The 15,696-nt window shown below is 66.1% G+C and carries 16 protein-coding genes; 9 read left to right on the forward strand and 7 right to left on the reverse strand.

What is annotated here, in order from left to right:
• The first annotated feature begins 18 nt into the window (after nt 1-18).
• From GH664_RS17340 to GH664_RS17350, 3 genes are all read left to right on the forward strand, one after another.
• Complete coding sequence (locus tag GH664_RS17340; protein ID WP_153169323.1) at nt 19-783, forward strand: class II aldolase/adducin family protein; 765 nt, start codon at nt 19-21, stop codon at nt 781-783.
• A 139-nt stretch (nt 784-922) separates the two neighbouring features.
• On the forward strand, nt 923-1,111 hold the full coding sequence (locus GH664_RS17345) for a 4-oxalocrotonate tautomerase (RefSeq protein ID WP_153169324.1): 189 nt from the start codon (nt 923-925) through the stop codon (nt 1,109-1,111).
• A gap of 156 nt (nt 1,112-1,267) precedes the next feature.
• Nucleotides 1,268-2,671: a nucleobase:cation symporter-2 family protein gene (locus tag GH664_RS17350; RefSeq protein ID WP_153169325.1), complete on the forward strand. Its 1,404-nt coding sequence runs from the start codon at nt 1,268-1,270 to the stop codon at nt 2,669-2,671.
• A 155-nt stretch (nt 2,672-2,826) separates the two neighbouring features.
• On the opposite strand, the gene GH664_RS17355 is transcribed toward GH664_RS17350, so the two are convergent.
• A complete protein-coding gene (locus GH664_RS17355; protein WP_228111591.1) occupies nt 2,827-3,552 on the reverse strand; it encodes an RES family NAD+ phosphorylase in 726 nt (241 codons plus the stop codon).
• Entirely contained in the window at nt 3,512-3,892 is a 381-nt protein-coding gene (locus GH664_RS17360; protein ID WP_153169326.1) for an antitoxin Xre/MbcA/ParS toxin-binding domain-containing protein, read from the reverse strand. Before GH664_RS17360 ends, GH664_RS17355 begins: the two co-directional genes overlap by 41 nt.
• Nucleotides 3,893-4,075: 183 nt before the next feature.
• Between GH664_RS17360 and GH664_RS17365 the strand changes: the two genes are divergently transcribed.
• Complete coding sequence (locus tag GH664_RS17365) at nt 4,076-5,125, forward strand: extracellular solute-binding protein (protein WP_153169327.1); 1,050 nt, start codon at nt 4,076-4,078, stop codon at nt 5,123-5,125.
• The gene (locus tag GH664_RS17370; protein WP_153169328.1) at nt 5,122-6,807 is read left to right on the forward strand and encodes a diguanylate cyclase; all 1,686 of its coding nucleotides are present in this window, start codon (nt 5,122-5,124) and stop codon (nt 6,805-6,807) included. The genes GH664_RS17365 and GH664_RS17370 overlap by 4 nt, the downstream gene beginning before the upstream one ends.
• A gap of 237 nt (nt 6,808-7,044) precedes the next feature.
• Here the strand turns inward: GH664_RS17370 and leuE are convergent, their stop codons facing one another.
• The 5 genes from leuE to GH664_RS17395 all read right to left on the reverse strand — a co-directional run bounded on the left by leuE (nt 7,045) and on the right by GH664_RS17395 (nt 11,875).
• Nucleotides 7,045-7,716 (reverse strand): leucine efflux protein LeuE, encoded by a 672-nt coding sequence (gene leuE, locus GH664_RS17375; RefSeq protein WP_153169388.1) that lies wholly within the window; start codon nt 7,714-7,716, stop codon nt 7,045-7,047.
• A 167-nt stretch (nt 7,717-7,883) separates the two neighbouring features.
• Nucleotides 7,884-8,921, reverse strand: a complete 1,038-nt coding sequence (locus tag GH664_RS17380) for an ankyrin repeat domain-containing protein (RefSeq protein WP_228111594.1) — start codon at nt 8,919-8,921, stop codon at nt 7,884-7,886.
• Between the two features lie 225 nt (nt 8,922-9,146).
• The gene (locus GH664_RS17385; protein ID WP_153169330.1) at nt 9,147-10,049 is read right to left on the reverse strand and encodes a DMT family transporter; all 903 of its coding nucleotides are present in this window, start codon (nt 10,047-10,049) and stop codon (nt 9,147-9,149) included.
• 259 nt (nt 10,050-10,308) lie between these two features.
• On the reverse strand, nt 10,309-11,181 hold the full coding sequence (locus tag GH664_RS17390) for an aspartate/glutamate racemase family protein (protein ID WP_153169331.1): 873 nt from the start codon (nt 11,179-11,181) through the stop codon (nt 10,309-10,311).
• 448 nt (nt 11,182-11,629) lie between these two features.
• Nucleotides 11,630-11,875, reverse strand: coding sequence for an FCD domain-containing protein (locus GH664_RS17395; protein WP_153169332.1), 246 nt, complete (start codon nt 11,873-11,875; stop codon nt 11,630-11,632).
• A 26-nt stretch (nt 11,876-11,901) separates the two neighbouring features.
• Here GH664_RS17395 and GH664_RS17400 point away from each other — a divergent pair, with 26 nt between their 5' ends.
• The 4 genes from GH664_RS17400 (at nt 11,902) to GH664_RS17415 (ending at nt 15,611) form a co-directional block, all read left to right on the forward strand.
• Nucleotides 11,902-12,090, forward strand: a complete 189-nt coding sequence (locus tag GH664_RS17400; protein ID WP_228111592.1) for a hypothetical protein — start codon at nt 11,902-11,904, stop codon at nt 12,088-12,090.
• Between the two features lie 228 nt (nt 12,091-12,318).
• Nucleotides 12,319-12,834 carry an AmiS/UreI family transporter gene (locus GH664_RS17405; RefSeq protein ID WP_153169334.1) on the forward strand — a complete coding sequence of 172 codons (516 nt, stop codon included), beginning with the start codon at nt 12,319-12,321 and terminating at the stop codon, nt 12,832-12,834.
• Nucleotides 12,835-13,219: 385 nt separating this feature from the next.
• Complete coding sequence (locus GH664_RS17410) at nt 13,220-14,719, forward strand: nucleobase:cation symporter-2 family protein (protein WP_153169335.1); 1,500 nt, start codon at nt 13,220-13,222, stop codon at nt 14,717-14,719.
• A 31-nt stretch (nt 14,720-14,750) separates the two neighbouring features.
• Nucleotides 14,751-15,611 (forward strand): hypothetical protein, encoded by an 861-nt coding sequence (locus GH664_RS17415; protein WP_153169336.1) that lies wholly within the window; start codon nt 14,751-14,753, stop codon nt 15,609-15,611.
• Nucleotides 15,612-15,696 lie beyond the last annotated feature (85 nt).

Below are 15,696 nucleotides of genomic sequence, written 5' to 3' on the forward strand. Positions count from 1 at the left end.
TCACCAGCCGCCACCGCCATGCAGCCCTCCGACCCCTACGCCGCCCGACCGCCGCGCGTCAGCACCGAAGAATGGCGCGCCCGCGTCGACCTCGCCGCCTGTTACCGCCTCGCGGCGCAGCGCGGCTGGGGCGACCTGATCTACACCCACATCTCGCTGCGCCTGCCGGGCCGCGAGGATGCCATCCTGATCAACCCCTTCGGTGCAACCTTCGACGAGATCACGGCCTCCAGCCTGCTGCTGATCGATCTCGACGGCCGCGTGATCGACGGCACCGACCGCATCGCCAATCCAGGCGGCTTCGCCATCCACGGCGCCGTGCACCGAGCACGGACGGATGCACATTGCGTGATTCATCTGCACACCAATGCCGGCATCGCCGTGTCGGCACTCGAGCATGGGCTGTTGCCGCTGTCGCAGCACGCAATGCGCTTCTGGCGCGACATCGCCTACCACGACTACCAGGGCCTCGCCTTCGACGCCGCCGAACAGGCAAGCTTGGTTGCCGAACTTGGCCTGCATCGCGCGATGATCCTGCGCAACCACGGCACGCTGACCTGTGGCCGCACGGCTGCCGAGGCCTTCGTGCTGATGGACACGCTGGAAAAGGCGTGTCGCATCCAGCTTCAGGCCATGGCCGCCGGCGCGGTGCGCATGCCGCCCGAGGATGTGCTGGAGCGCACGCACGCCCAACTCATCGCCGACCCTGGGCCCGAAGGTACGCTGGAATGGCCTGCGCTGCTGCGCGGCCTGATGCGGCTCGATCCCGCCTTCGCACGTTGATCCGCACCGACGCCGGTCGGCCACTACATCGAGGGCCCGGTTGGCCGGCACGCCCGAACTTCCAACCCTCGTCCCCGGGATGAAAGCAACCTGGAATTCCTTCTCCCCAACCGTCTCTTCCACCTGACAGGAGCCCACCATGCCCACCATGCACATTGAACTGTTCGAAGGCCGCAGCCCGGAAAAGAAGCGTGAACTGGTCGAAGCCCTCACCCGCGAGACTTGCCGCGTGCTCGAATGCGAGCCTGCTGCGGTCGACATCGTCCTCATCGACGTCAAGCGTGAGAACTGGGCCACTGGCGGAGTCATGTGGTCCGAGCGAAGCTAGCCTGGAAGGCACCCTCCCGGGTGCGCATCGCAGGGAGGGATTCGCAGCGCTCCAATATGATTTCCGTGATGCGTTCTATAAGTCCATAAACGTTTTCATATTCACGCGTCCCCCTAGACTGGAATCCGACAGTCCAAAACAACGAGGAGACGCACGATGTCCGCGACAAACCACACGCCCGACCTGCAGGCGATCGACCCGGTCAATGAATGCCCGCCGGGGGGCCGCCTCTTCACCCTGGCCCTGCAGCACGTGCTGGTGATGTATGCCGGCGCGATCGCGGTGCCGCTGATCGTTGGCGGCGCGCTCAAGCTGCCCAAGGATCAGATCGCGTTGCTGATCAACTCCGACCTGCTGTGCTGTGGCCTCGTTACCATCATCCAGGCGCTGGGGGTCGGCCGCTTCGGCATCCGCCTGCCGATCATGATGGGCGTCACCTTCGCGGCGGTCGGCCCGATGGTGGCGATGGCGACCAACCCGGCGCTCGGCATCAATGCCATCCTCGGCTCGGGCATCGCCGCCGGCCTGTTCGGCATCTTCTTCGCGCCGCTGGTGTCGCGCGCGCTGCCGCTGTTCCCACCCATCGTGACCGGCTCGATCATCGCCGTGATCGGCATCTCGCTGATGCCGGTCGCCATCAACTGGTCCGCCGGCGGCCAGCCGAGGATCCGCGACGCGGCCACCGGCCAGTTCATCGACAACCCGGCCTACGGCTCGCTCGAATACCTGGCGATCGCCGGCATCGTGCTGCTGATCGTGCTCGCCATCACCCGCTACGGCCGCGGCTTCATGTCGAACGTCGCGGTGCTGCTGGGCATGGCGGTGGGTTTCGCGATCTCCATCGCGATGGGCAAGGTCAGCTTCGACGGCCTGGCCGACATGCCGTGGATCTCGCTGGTGACCCCGCTGCACTTCGGCATGCCGATCTTCGACCTCGTCTCCATCGCCACCATGTGCCTGGTCATGGTGGTCGTCATGGTCGAGTCGCTGGGCATGTTCCTCGCACTCGGCGAACTCACCGACCGCCAGCTCACACGCGAGGATCTCACCCGCGGCCTGCGCACCGACGGGCTCGGCACGCTGATCGGCGGTTTCCTGAACACCTTTCCGCACACCTCGTTTTCGCAGAACGTCGGCTTGGTGGGTGTCACCGGCGTCAAGAGCCGCTGGGTATGCGTCGTCGGTGGCGCCATCCTGATGGCCTTCGGCCTGTTCCCCAAGATGGCGCTGATCATCGCTTCGGTACCGCAGTACGTGCTTGGCGGCGCCGGCCTGGTGATGTTCGGCATGGTCGCAGCCACCGGCATCAAGATCCTGCTTTCCGCCGACCTGCGCACCAACCGCTTCAACCTTTACATCGTGGCGCTGTCGGTGGGCGCCGGGATGATCCCGATGGTGGCGCCGAAGTTCTTCCAGCAGATGCCGCACGCGCTGGAGCCGCTGCTGCACAGCGGCATCCTGCTGGCCGCGATCACCGCGGTGGGCCTGAACCTGTTCCTCAACGGCACGCGCCGCAACGCCGGAACCGACGATCTGATTCAGCCGAGCCACGCGCACTGAGCATCGAGGCCAGGCGCAGGGTGCGGTGTGCGCAGACGCACGCCGCACCCTGCGCTACAAAGCCGCATGCCGGGTTTGCGGGCATCACGCATCCGGAAAATGGAGATGACCGCTTGCATGGGGCGAAGATCGCAGATCGGCCGCGCCGCGACCCGCTACAGGCTCGCCGCCCAGGGGACCGCGTCGAAATGCAGCGCCATGCCCTCGCGGCGCCAGACCACGCCCTCGTGCTGCACGGCGAGCCACCAGGTCTGCGTGCCCGAGTCCGGCCGTGGCTGGGCGAAGGCGTCCGGGGTCAACACCGCCACGCACCAGGCCGGTTCGGGATCACGCACCGAACGGTAGACGATGGCGCCGATGCCGCCATCGCGCGCCACGCGCGCAAAGGCCTGCGTGGCGCCGTAACCGACCGGATCGGTCCAGCGGGCGGCATCGTCCGCGAAGGGCGGCTGGCGCAGATCCACCGCCTGTGTCGCCAGGCGCACACGGAAGGCGGAATGGGCCACCGGTTCGAGCCGCTCCAGATCCACCGCGTCGCGCAGGAAGCGCCAGCGCCAGTAGCCCAGTTCCGCGCAGGCGGTGCGCACCTGCTCGGCACCGTAGAACACGCCGGGGTCGGTGGCCGCGCGAAAGCGCGATCCGCCGCGCCGCGGGTCATAGCGGAAAGGGGTGGCGAGCAGATAGTCCAGGCCCGCAACCGCCTGCGGGCGCGGCGGCTTGCTCGCATCGAGCAGCGCCTCGAGCAAGTCCTGCTCGGCCGCGTCATCGACGATCTTCATCGTCGACGCGGTGTGCTGCGCCTCGACGATGCGCCACGCGGCCGCGGCCCATGGCCGCGCCTCAGACGAGACCGCGGGCGGCGTCCAGGTATTGAACGACACGGACCAGGCCTTCGGTGCTGCGGATGAGCTCCACCGGACGCCCGTTGAGCGCCCGGTTGTCGCTGGCGAGCCACTGCCGCGCGGTGCGCTCGTCGCCGACGATGGAATCGAGCGAGCGGAACAGGCGTACGAAGAGCAAGCCGAACTCCCACTCCTTGCGGTCCTGCTCGAGCCGATAGCGCCCCGCATACAGGCGTGTGACAGTGGCGGGGCTGACGCCCAGCACCCGTGCCAGCAGCGAACGCGAGACTTCGAGCCGCTCGGCCGCGCGAGCGACGGCCTTGGTCAGCACGACCGCCGCATCCGCAGGATTGGGAATGGGCCTGGCGCTGACAGTCATGGCATTCTCCTTTTCTTGGGAAATATTATATCGATCTTTTTTCCATGGAAAGACGATTTCGCGTCCCCGGCGAGACTTCGGGACAGTGCTTGATTTCCCCGCTGACATCCTCGCAACCCGCGCGCCTACGGCGTTGCGCCTGCGATACACTCGACGCGTCTGCTTGTCGGCCATGTCCATCCCATGTCCAGGCTCCGCTGCTGTCGCGCTCTGCTGGTTCCGCTGCTCGCCGCCCTTCTGCCCGGAGTGGCACTGGCGGTCGACACGCTGCGCGTATTGGCCTGGCCGGGCTATGCTGACCCCGACGTGGTGCGGATCTTCGAACAGCGTACCAGGACGAAGGTCGAGGTCACCCGCATCGATTCCGACGAAATCCTGTGGCAGAAGATCAGCCACCGGCATGCCGAGGATTTCGACGTCTTCGCCGTCAACACCGCAGAACTGCAGCGCTACATCGCCGCAAAGCTCGTGGTGCCGATCGATCTCGGCACCATTCGCAACCGCAGCGCGCAACTGCCTCGCTTTCGCGACCTCGCTGCGCTACCCGGCGTCACCTATGACGGCCAGGCCTACGCCATTCCCTACACCTATGCCGCCATGGGGCTGATCTACGACAGGCGGCAGATCGGCGAGCCACCCGCCTCCATCGCTGCGCTGTGGGACCCGCGCTACAAGGGCAAGGTGCTCGCCTACAACAGCGGGACGCACAATTTCGCCCTCGCCGCGCAGAAGATCGGCGCCGCTTCGCCCTTCACGCTGGCCGAGCGCGACTGGGCCATCGCCGTGGATGCGCTGATCGCGCTGCGCCGCAACGTACTCACCTTCTACAGCCAACCTGAGGAGTCGGCCGAGCTGTTCGTCAGCCGCCAGGCTGCGCTGCTGTTCGCCAACTATGGCACCCAGCAACTCCATCTGCTTCGTGCGGCAGGCGCAGACGTGGGTTTCGTCCTGCCCGACGAGGGCGCCCTGGCGTGGCTCGACTGCTGGGTCATCACCCGTGGCGCGCGCGACAAGGCCCTCGCTGCAGCCTGGATCGACTACCTGCTCGAGCCCGGCCCGTCCGGACTGCTCACGACCCGTCACGGCTTGGCCAACACCCGGGTACAGCCCGAAGATCACGCTGCGGGCGACCGCCTCGCCTGGCTGCAACCGGTCGAGAGCGTCGAGCGCCGCAACCAGCTTTGGGAAAGAATCCTGTCCGGCTACCGGGCGTCGCGAGTGCTCACGCCATGAGGATCGGCATCGCCGCCAAGCTCGGCCTGGTGCTGGCCCTTGTCGGCATGCTGGCGGCCGGGCTGACCGGTTTCTACGCATACACGGCCAGCAGGAAGCTGCTGATCGATTCGGCGAAGAAAGAGCTCCTCACCTCCACCCAGGTGCTCGGCCGCCGCATCCTGCAGGCGCGCGAGGAGGGCTCCCGCAATCTGCGCACCCTCGCCCACCATCCTGCCGCCCTGGCCGCCCTGCAGCAGGCCGACCGGGCACGCGAGGACGAGCTGGCCGTCCTGTTCAGCCTGCTGATGGAGGCCAACCCGGCCTACTTCCAGATCCGCCTGATCTCCGCCGAGGACGGCGGCCTCGAGCGGGTGCGCGTCGACCGCGACGGCACGACCCTGCTGCGCGTCGACGGCGACGAACTGCAGGAGAAGGGCCATTACCCCTACGTCTTCGATGCACTGAAGATAGCTGCCGGCCAGACCTACATGTCGCGCATCGCCATCAACAACGAGCGCGGTTCGCATGCTGCGCTGGGCCAGCCCGCTGTCCAGTACGCCATGCCGGTGATGGACCCTCAGGGCATCGCGCGCGGCGTCATCGTGATCAACGTCGACCTCGATGGTGTCTTCGCACTCCTGGCGCAGGACCTGCGCCAGGAGTTCCACCTGTTCCTGACCAATCGCCAGGGCGATTTCCTGATTCACCCAGACGCGTCGCTCACCTTCGGCTTCGACAAAGGCCGGCGGATCCTCGTCCATGACGAGTTCCCCGACACCCGCGACCTGGTCGACGGCCGCGCGGCGCACGTCGTCACCACGGCAAAGGATCGACGCTATGCGAAAAAGCCAGTGGTAGCCGCATTCATCGCCCTGCGACCGCAGGTCACGACCGACGAGAGCCAAGTGATCCTGGGCCTCGCGCAGCCCCTGGAAAAAGTGCTGAAGCAGGCCGACGCGCTGGGCATGGTCACCGTTCAGATCGTGGCGATCCTGTGCCTGGCCGGCATCCCGGTCGCCGCCGTACTGGCACGCGCCATCACCCGCCCGATCAACGACCTCAGCGCGGCGGTCGAACACTTCTCGGATGACAGTCACACGCCCAAGCTACCGCTCGATCGCCGCGACGAAATCGGCGTCCTGGCGCGCAGCGTCAACCTGCTGCGCAATCAGATCCACCAGCAGATTGCCGACCTGAACCGGAACCGCCGCGAGCTGGAACACCTTGCGCGCCACGACACGCTGACCGGCCTGCCGAATCGTGCGCTGTTCGACGACCGCGTCAATGTCGCCCTGTCCGCGGCCCGTCGCGAGGACACCCGCCTCGCGCTGCTGTTCATCGATCTCGACCACTTCAAGCCGATCAACGACCAGCTCGGCCATGCGGCCGGCGACCTGGTACTGAAGGCCGTGGCCGACCGCATCCTGGGAATCATCCGCGAATCGGACACGGCGGCACGCATTGGAGGCGACGAATTCGTCGTCCTGTTGCGAAACACCCACGGCCGAGAGGATGCGGCCAATGTCGCGCAGAAGATCGCACGGGCCATCGCGCAGCCGCTGGCACTCGGCGGACAGGGTGTTTCGGTGTCAGCCAGTATCGGCATCGCGATATACCCCGAGGACGGCGCCGACGTCACCACGCTGTCGAAGAGTGCCGACCAGGCGATGTACCGTGTGAAGCAAAATGCGCGCGCTTAGGCACGCTGCAGCCACCCACGACCGATCCGCCTGGCGAGCCCGGGCTCGCCGCGCATGCGGGCGGCGATGCTTGCGCTGGTCTACACGATCCGACACGCCACAAGTCAGCCCGCGGTCGAGATATGGGCCAGGGCGTTCCTTGCCGGCAGCGGACGATCTGCGATGACTCCACCTCGTCCGCAGCCGATGGGCGGCAAGGACGGGACGTCGAGAGCAGGCTGCCTGAAAGCCAGCCCCCTACCCCAGCGTCGCCGTCGCCAGCTTGGCTCCGAAACCGATGAACAAGCCGCCGACGCCGGCGGTGGCGCCCGCGGCGACGCGGTGGTGGCGGCGGAACTGGGCGGCGAGCCGGGCGCCGGCGAAGATCAGCACCGACAGGTGGATCACGCTGCACACCTGCACGATGACGCCGAGCATCAGGAAGGAGAGCCCGGGGTGCGCGTAGCCCGGGTCGACGAACTGGATGAAGAAGGACACGAAGAACAGGATCGCCTTCGGGTTCATCAGGCTGATGATCAACGCGGTGCGGAAGGGGTGCGGCGTGCCGCGGACCTTGGGATAGTCCGGCGCGGTGCCGGCGGTGGAATCCGGCGTCGCGTCGCCGCGCCGCCAGGTGGCCAGCGCACCGCGCAGCAAATTGAAGCCGACCCACGCAAGATAGGCCGCCCCCGCATACTTGATGGCCATGAACAGCTCGGGGGTGGCGCGCAGCAGCGAAGCAGTGCCGGTGACCGCGAGCAGCATCAGGATGGTGTCACCGACGAAGATGCCGCAGGCCCCGCGGTAGCCGGCCGCGACGCCCCAGCGCGAGGCCGTCGCCATCACATAGAGGGAGTTCGGCCCCGGCAACAGCACGATGAAGACGGTGCCGAGGATGAAGGTCGTCAGGTCGGTGATGCCGTAGAACATCGCGTCGTCACGCTGAGAAGGATCGGGGCGCTCACTTTGCCACGCGTCGGCGCTTCGCTCCACCCCGCGCGGCTCGCGGTCATCGCATGGCGGCCGCCGGCGCCTTCATGAAGCAGCGGCGACATGGCGGGGCTGGCGGCAGGGGATGCTTGGGGGGAGGGGGCGAGCTATCGGGCCGCCTCGGCGCGTTCGAGGATACGCACCATATCGTCGTAGCCGCGCTGCCGCGCCATCTGCAGCGGCAAGACGCCGCTGCGATCGCCGATGTCGCTCCGGGCGCCGGCATCGATCAGCGCCTTCAGCGTGGCGACGTGGCGCGGACCGCCGTCGCCGAGCACGATGGACTCGATCAGCGCGGTCCAGTGCAGATTGTTGATATGGTCCAGCGGCGCACCGGCCGCGATGAGGCGGCGCACGACGCCGTCGTGGCCAAGGTGGGCAGCGGCGATCAGCGCGGTGCCGTCGTAGCGGCTGGTGACCTGGTCGGCACGAGCACCGAGTTCCAGCAGCAGGTCGAGGGTCTGCTCGTCATCGGCCACCGCGGCGATGGTGACGGCGTCGTAGCGGTCGGCATCGAGCAGGTCGATGTTCGCCCCTGCCTGCAGCAGTGCGCGGATCGCGTCGCGCCGGCGGGCATGGGTGGCGACATGCAGGGGCGTGCGGCCCCGCCCGTCGCGTGCATCGAGCGCCGCCCCCTGGGCGACCAGGCGGGCGATCGCGGCCGCGTTGCCGGACCACGCCGCCGCGTGCAGGCCCGAGTACGCGGCAGCCTCGCGCGCCGACGGCGGCACCTGTGCCGCAGCATCCAGCGGTGCAAGACCGGCCGCCAGTCCGGCAACGACCAGCGCGGCGCCGGCAAGAAGTGTCCTGGGGGCCATGGTGACTTCCCTCCTTGAAGATCGAGCGGCGCCCGGTGCCGAAGCATGCGGGCGCCCCGCTGCGCGCTTACTCAGCAGGTCGGCTGCACGTTCGATACCGGCGACCGCACACTGCTCGGCCAGGTGGCCACCGCGAGCACCGCCGACGCCGACTGCGCCAACGACTTCGTCGCCCGCCTTCACCGGCACGCCACCTCCCAGCACGAGGAAGCCCGGGATGTCGCCGAGCGTGGCGGCGCCCGCGTTCGTCTGCGAGGTTTCAAGCATGGCCGACGTGGCGTTGCGCGTCGACGCCGCGGTGTACGGAAGCGAGAAGGGGCTGCTTATTCATGCGGCTCACCGGTAGGGGATCGGCATGTCCGATCGATGAATGGAGTCTATGAATTTCCCGTGCCTCGGCCCATCCGGGCACCTACGCAGGGTGGCCTGCCCCGCTCCGTAGAAATACGGAGGTGCCCGCGACGAGCGATCCCGCCCTGTCGCCGCTCGGGCTCCGCGCACACCATGCACGCAAGACACCTGCGCAATCGGGCAGGCACGTTCGGACGGCCCTCATCGATCCGCCCCGGCCCGGCGGGACTGCCACAGGGCCATCACGCTGATCAGCGCCAGCGCCGTTCCGATCAGCAGCATACCGGTCAGTTCCACCGCGCCCGGGCGCTCGCCGAGTTCCAGCCACCCGGCCAGCGCGCCGATCATCGGGACGCCCAGCGTGGACAATCCGGCCAGGCCGGTGGACAGATGCTGCAGCACGTATAGCCACAGCAACCAAGCCAGGCCGGTCGCCAGCACCGCATTGAAGGCCAGCGCGCCGAAGAAGTACGGCGTGGGATCGATCGGCCGCGATGGATGCAGCACTGCGATCACGCACAGCACAAGCGCGCCGAACAGCATCTGCCAGGCGGTCAGGGACAGCAGATCGAAGGCGTGGTCGCGGCGCATGCGCTTGGCCAGCACCGCCGAGGCCGCCCATATGAGGCCGCCGGCGATGGCCAGCAGGTTGCTGAACAGGCTCCCGCGCATCGCCCACGGCTCCAGCACCAGCACGAGGCCGAGGCCTGCGACCGCAATCGCGAACCATTGCGACCCCTTTATCCGTTCTCCCAGCAGCCACCAGGCCATCGGCAAGACCCAGAACGGCATCGTGTACACGAGCACTGCGGTCTTGCCCGCGCCGCCCGCCACCAAAGCCCACTGGATCAGCGCGGTGAAGGCTGCCGTCTGCAGCACGCCGAGCAGCGCCACCTGACGCAAGGCCGTGATCTTCATCGGCCGGCGCAGGATCAACAACACCAAAAACAGGGTGGCGGCGCCGAGCACGGTGCGGATGGCAGAGAAATCGAACGGATCGACATACTGGATGACCTGCTTCATCACCACCCAGTTGTAGCCCCAGATCAAGGCCAAAAGCGTCAACGCGACGAACGCAAGGCGAGACTTGCCAGACGCAGGCATCGGATCTCCAAAGAAAAAGTCCGCGCCATTCCGCGAGGATGGCACGGTCGAAGAAATGCAGATTCAGAAAGGTCGCCGTCGTGACCGGCAAAAACGATGTTCAGGCGGAAATCATATTCCGGCAAAGAAAGATGGAGATATCACGATCGTGATAGTACCGATCACGACGACCCGCCCATGCCGTCGCCACGCGGGACGATGTGGCGACAAGCGCGGCCGTCGAAAAATCGGTACTGCCCGCCGTCCTGCCGGCTTCTACCTACTTGATCAACGCCGCCAACGCCGGGGACAGGCCGGCACTTTCGATCCCGGGCCGTGCCTTGCCATCCGCCCTCGCGCGGCCGACATTGTGGGCGAGCAATTCCGCCATCGCAACCGAGATTGCCACATTGTCAATCAGAGGCACGCTCACCCTGTCGGCGATCTGGCGTGGAATCCCGGCCACTGCCGCCCCGCCCAGGATCACGCAATCCGCGCCGTCTTCACGTGCACAGGTCTCGGACAGTTGCGCAAGCAATGCGAAGGCACGCTGCTGATCCTCGACGATCTCGGCGCCTGTCAGGGGAATGGAGCGGACGGACGCGACCCGGCTCGACAGGCCCAGATCATCGAAACGCTCCTTGAGCATCTGCACCCAGCGCTCGCCGCCGGTGAGGACCGAGAAGCGTTTGCCGAGCGCTATGGCCGCCGAGGCGGACGCCTCGAGCATGTCCACGATCGGGAACGGTGCCAGCTCGCGCATCGCCGCCGCTCCCTGGGCGCCAAAACCCGCGAGGATCGCGGCATCGAAGCAGGCATCGGTGGCAAGCACACGGGCCAGCGCGTCGACTGCGGCATGGCCGGCAATCGCCGCCGTAGCGCGGGTACCGATGTAGCGCGGCCCGAAAGCTGCCGTGGTCTCGACCACTTCCACGCCGGGCGACGCGGCGCGGCGGACCTCACGGGCGATCAACCTGGTGAAGTCGTCCGAACTATTCGGGTTGACCACCAGGATTCGAACAACAGAAGCCTCGCCTTGCACCGCCTCACGTTCGGCTGCCCGCACCGCATGCGGCTGCGCGGGCGCGGAATGGGCTGCAATGGGCGCACCGCTCGGGAAGCGGCGCCCGGTATCGGGTGGGGTCGGTCGCATTGAGTGTCGTCTCCTCTGATTATCCCGAGGTGATCAAGAAGCGGCGGAACCGGCGGAGTCGGATGCCCTTGCCCATGACCGTCTCGATGCCCCGAGCGCCATCTTGCTTCGGGGGCGAGAATGCATGCAAAGTGATGTCCCATCACCCACGCGGGCGCAGTCGCTCGGCCAGCAAGGGGCGTGCGATCCAGTGGCGAGCGACATAGACGCGACGATGCGCCCGCACCACGGCAACGGCGAGCAAAGCCCCAGCACCGCAGCCGATAGCCGGCGATGGTCGCGGTGCGCCAAAACTGCGCCATCGCTGCGGTCAACCTGATCTCCATCGGCCGTCGAAGCGACTCAGCTTGCCAAAAGTGACCCAGTGCACGGTGGACATCCTCCCAGCCTTCATCGACCCACTGCTCGCCATCCTTCTGGTCGTCTTCCATCTGGTGCGCGACAGACTTCAGCCGACGACAATACCCCACCAGCGCAGTGTCTGGCGGAAATGCTCCCTGACCGCGCCGGCCGCCACCTCCTCGTTCCCTTCGGCGATTGCATCCATGATCGCAAAATGCTCTTCCATCGCCGGCACGATGCGATCGGGCAGCAGCGGACGTGAATGCTGGATGACGGAAATGCGGTCGCGCTTGCGCAGGTCGATCTCGTGCGCGCTGTCGTTTCGCAGCGCCGCGGCAAGCGCCGCGTGCAGCGCCTAGTCAACAGGACGCCATCAAGGTGGCGGCGACACCCATATCCCCATCCGATCTCGGCAAGAATACAAGACAGGCTGCGAAGAACGGCCAGATCCACACCTTCATCGAACAGGTCGCCAAGCCTGAGACGATCACCCACATCCGCTTCAACATATTCCCCAAAGGCTGCGTCTCGCGCCTGCGCCTGTGGGGCAAGGTCCAGAGCAAGTAAGGGAAACGATTCCCGGCCAACGCCTGGCGCCCGGGAACCCGTCTTGCGTGCCGCCCACCCTAACATCAGAAAGCACGCCAGACCACCCGCTCGCCGCCATGCGCGAGAACAAGCCGCGGTCGCGAAGATACGGAGCTGCTGATCCGCCCTATCACGGCTTGCGCAGTGCCCCGGGAGCGGCTTGCCCTTAAACTCCGTACGCCACCATTTGCACCAAAGGAGTGCACAATGCTGCTCGGTCTGTCGCTGTTCTATGTCGGAGCAGTGCTGATTCTCAACGGCTTGTGGATGCTGGGCCGGATCGCAGATCGCGAGATCACGATCATTAACCTGTTCACCGGCGGGCTGACCTTGCTCATATCGCTCAAGCTCGCTCTCGGCGAGGGCGCCGACGCGGCATCGATCAAGGGCGCGGCGCTGTCCCTGCTGTTCTCATTCACCTACCTCTGGGTGGCATTCAATCGCCTGACCGGCGCCGACGGCCGTGGCCTGGGGTGGTTCAGCCTCTTCGTCGCCGTCACGGCAATACCGGTTGCGATCGATTCCCTGCGCATGGCGTCCACGACCTGGGACTGGTGGCTGGGGCTATCGTGGGCCGCATGGGCCGTGCTGTGGCTGCTCTTCTTCGTACTGCTGGCCCTGCAGAAACCAATCGCCCGCCTGACCGCCGGCGTCGCCATCAGCCAGGGCATCTTCACCGGTTGGCTGCCTGGCTACCTGCTGCTGACTGGTGCGCTAGCCTGACTTCCCGCGCCCCTGAATAATCCGGTCTTTCCTCCCCAAGGCCGTGCCGTTCCAGCGAACGCACGGCCTTGCCACGTACACGGGAGCCGAATCAAAAGAAACAAATGTTGCGAAATATTGCGTCGCGACAATATAAATTTTCTTATTCCAGCTATTAGCCCAGCTCGCGACATCACCAAAGTCGATTCTCCTAGGCTGCGCTCCAGGTCAGCGCAGCGCGATGCGGGCAAGAGCCGCCGGACAACACTGCAACGGGAAACCCCCAAGCGGACAGAACACAGGGAACCTGCTGCCTGACCCCTTGCAGAACGCGTTCATTACGACGCGCACCCACCCAGGCCGGATTGGCCAACGAGAGACAATCGAAAGAAGCAAGGAGACACCCATGTCAGAGCACGCACTGGAAGGCGGCACCCCCGAGGTCCATCCCGTCGACCAGAAACTACCCGGTGGCCGCCTCGCAGCCCTGGGCATGCAGCACGTACTCGTGATGTACGCCGGCGCGGTCGCAGTGCCGCTGATCGTCGGCCGCGCCCTCAACCTTTCTCCAGAACAGGTGGCGATGCTGATTTCTGCCGACCTGTTCTGCTGCGGTCTGGTGACGCTCATCCAGTCGCTGGGTTTCAGCAAGTACTTCGGCATCAAGCTGCCGGTGATGATGGGCGTCACCTTCGCTGCCGTTGGCCCGATGGTGGCAATGGCCAACGTCCAGGGTGGTCCCGAGGGCGCGCGCGCGATCTTCGGCGCGATCATCGGCGCCGGCATCATCTCCATCTTCATCGCGCCCTTCATGAGCCGGCTGCTGCGCTTCTTCCCGCCAGTTGTCACCGGCACCATCATCGCGATCATCGGCATCAGCCTGATGCGTGTTGGCGTGGGCTGGGCGCTGGGCGGCCCCGCCAACCTGGCGCAGAGCGTTGACGTGCCCAAGCTGGTGCAGATGGTCGACGGGGCAAAGGCCAAGGCGCTCGAGACCGGCGTCGAGCTGACCAAGCTGCCCGGCCCCATCCCGATGGCCAACAACCCGAACTACGGCGCGCTCGACACCATGGCGGTGGCGGCGTTCGTGCTGGTCGTGATCCTGCTCCTCGTCCGCTATGGCCGCGGCTTCCTCGCCAACATCGCGGTGCTGCTCGGGATCATCGTCGGCTGCGTCGTCGCGGTGGTGATGGGCAAGATGCATTTCGACAAGGTGGCGAAAGCGCACTGGTTCGACGTCGTCACACCCTTCGCCTTCGGCATGCCCACCTTCGATCCGGTGATGGTCCTGACCATGACGCTGGTCATGGTGGTGGTGATGATCGAGTCGGTCGGCATGTTCCTGGCGCTGGGCGAGATCACCGACAAGCGCATTTCCCGTACCGAGCTCGCGGCCGGCCTGCGTACCGACGGCCTGGGCACGCTGATCGGCGGCATCTTCAACACCTTCCCCTACACCAGCTTCTCGCAGAACGTCGGCCTGGTGGGCGTGACCGGCGTCAAGAGCCGCTGGGTGTGCGTGGCGGCGGGCGTGATCATGATGGTGCTGGGCATGCTGCCGAAGATGGCCGCGCTGGTCGAATCCGTGCCCACCTTCGTGCTCGGCGGGGCCGGTCTGGTGATGTTCGGCATGGTGGCGGCGACCGGCGTCCGCATCCTCGCCAACGTCGATTTCCGCGGCAACCGCAACAACCTGTACATCGTCGCGCTGTCGATCGGCTTCGGCCTGGTGCCGCTGGTTGCGCTGCGCTGGATGCAGCACATGGCGCACAGCCTGCACCCGCTGCTCGAATCCGGAATCCTGCTGACCGCCATCGCCGCTGTCCTGCTGAACCTGTATTTCAACGGCGGCAAGGAAGACAGGGCCGGCGCCATCGAGGCGGCCAAGGCGGCCGAAGCTCACTGATCCAAAACCCCAAGCACACGGAGACCTCCGCATGAAATCACGACTCACCCCCCTCGCCTTCGCCCTCGCCACGCTTGCCGCGCCCGCCGCCCAGGCCGCGACCTGGAGCGATACCTTCATCGGCTACCGCTATAGCGGCGAATTCCGGGAACCGAACAACCGCAACGAAGTCGAGAAGAACGTACTGCAATTCACCCATGCCAGCGGATATTCGATTGGCCAGAACTTCGTGAACCTCGATGTCCTGCAGTCGGACTCGAAAGACCCCGCCAATCGCAGCAAGGATGGCGCCACCGAGTTTTACCTGACCTACCGCCACCAGCTCCATCTCGGCAAGGCATTCGACAGGAACCTCGCGTTCGGACCGGTCAAGGAAGTGGCGCTGACTGCCGGTTTCGACCTCAACAGCAAGAACACCGAGTTCGCGCCGCGCAAGCGCCTGCTCGTGGTGGGTCCGACGCTGAAGTTTGACGTTCCGGGCTTCCTCGACGTCAGTCTGCTGTACGGCAAGGAGTGGAACCACTGCGGCCTGATCGACAGGCTCTGCCCCAACCACGACATTTCCTTCGATCCGCAGTGGATCGTCAGCGTAGCCTGGGGCATCCCGTTCCAGGCCGGCCCGGTACCGCTGAAATTCCAGGGTTTCCTGAACTACAACAGCGAGAAGGGCAAGGACTACGCCGGCGTGAAGACCGAGGCAGAGACGCTGATGCGCACCTCGCTGATGGCGGACGTCGGGCAGATGGCGACAGGCAAGAAGAACGTGTTCTTCATGGGGGTGGGTTACGAACTCTGGCTGAACAAGTTCGGCAACCACGCCTTCGCTAACGGTCGCGAGAAGCCGGGCATCAACACCTACGCCCCGACCTTGCAGATGGAATGGCACTTCTGATCGCGGCCTGAAGACAACCCGCGCGGCCGGGCCCGCTCCACCCATCGGTGGCAGCAGGCCCGGCTTGCCCGTTTACATAACGGAC

The sequence above is a fragment of the Thauera sp. 2A1 genome (assembly GCF_009469595.2).
Classification (GTDB): domain Bacteria; phylum Pseudomonadota; class Gammaproteobacteria; order Burkholderiales; family Rhodocyclaceae; genus Thauera.

Coding starts and splice junctions, on each gene's coding strand:
- GH664_RS17360 (WP_153169326.1), bottom strand. CDS start 3,892: ATGACTGTCAGCGCCAGGCCCATTCCCAATCCTGCGGATGCGGCGGTC.
- leuE (WP_153169388.1), bottom strand. CDS start 7,716: ATGTTCTACGGCATCACCGACCTGACGACCTTCATCCTCGGCACCGTC.
- GH664_RS17370 (WP_153169328.1), top strand. CDS start 5,122: ATGAGGATCGGCATCGCCGCCAAGCTCGGCCTGGTGCTGGCCCTTGTC.
- GH664_RS17350 (WP_153169325.1), top strand. CDS start 1,268: ATGTCCGCGACAAACCACACGCCCGACCTGCAGGCGATCGACCCGGTC.
- GH664_RS17340 (WP_153169323.1), top strand. CDS start 19: ATGCAGCCCTCCGACCCCTACGCCGCCCGACCGCCGCGCGTCAGCACC.
- GH664_RS17410 (WP_153169335.1), top strand. CDS start 13,220: ATGTCAGAGCACGCACTGGAAGGCGGCACCCCCGAGGTCCATCCCGTC.
- GH664_RS17345 (WP_153169324.1), top strand. CDS start 923: ATGCCCACCATGCACATTGAACTGTTCGAAGGCCGCAGCCCGGAAAAG.
- GH664_RS17415 (WP_153169336.1), top strand. CDS start 14,751: ATGAAATCACGACTCACCCCCCTCGCCTTCGCCCTCGCCACGCTTGCC.
- GH664_RS17365 (WP_153169327.1), top strand. CDS start 4,076: ATGTCCAGGCTCCGCTGCTGTCGCGCTCTGCTGGTTCCGCTGCTCGCC.
- GH664_RS17390 (WP_153169331.1), bottom strand. CDS start 11,181: ATGCGACCGACCCCACCCGATACCGGGCGCCGCTTCCCGAGCGGTGCG.
- GH664_RS17405 (WP_153169334.1), top strand. CDS start 12,319: ATGCTGCTCGGTCTGTCGCTGTTCTATGTCGGAGCAGTGCTGATTCTC.
- GH664_RS17385 (WP_153169330.1), bottom strand. CDS start 10,049: ATGCCTGCGTCTGGCAAGTCTCGCCTTGCGTTCGTCGCGTTGACGCTT.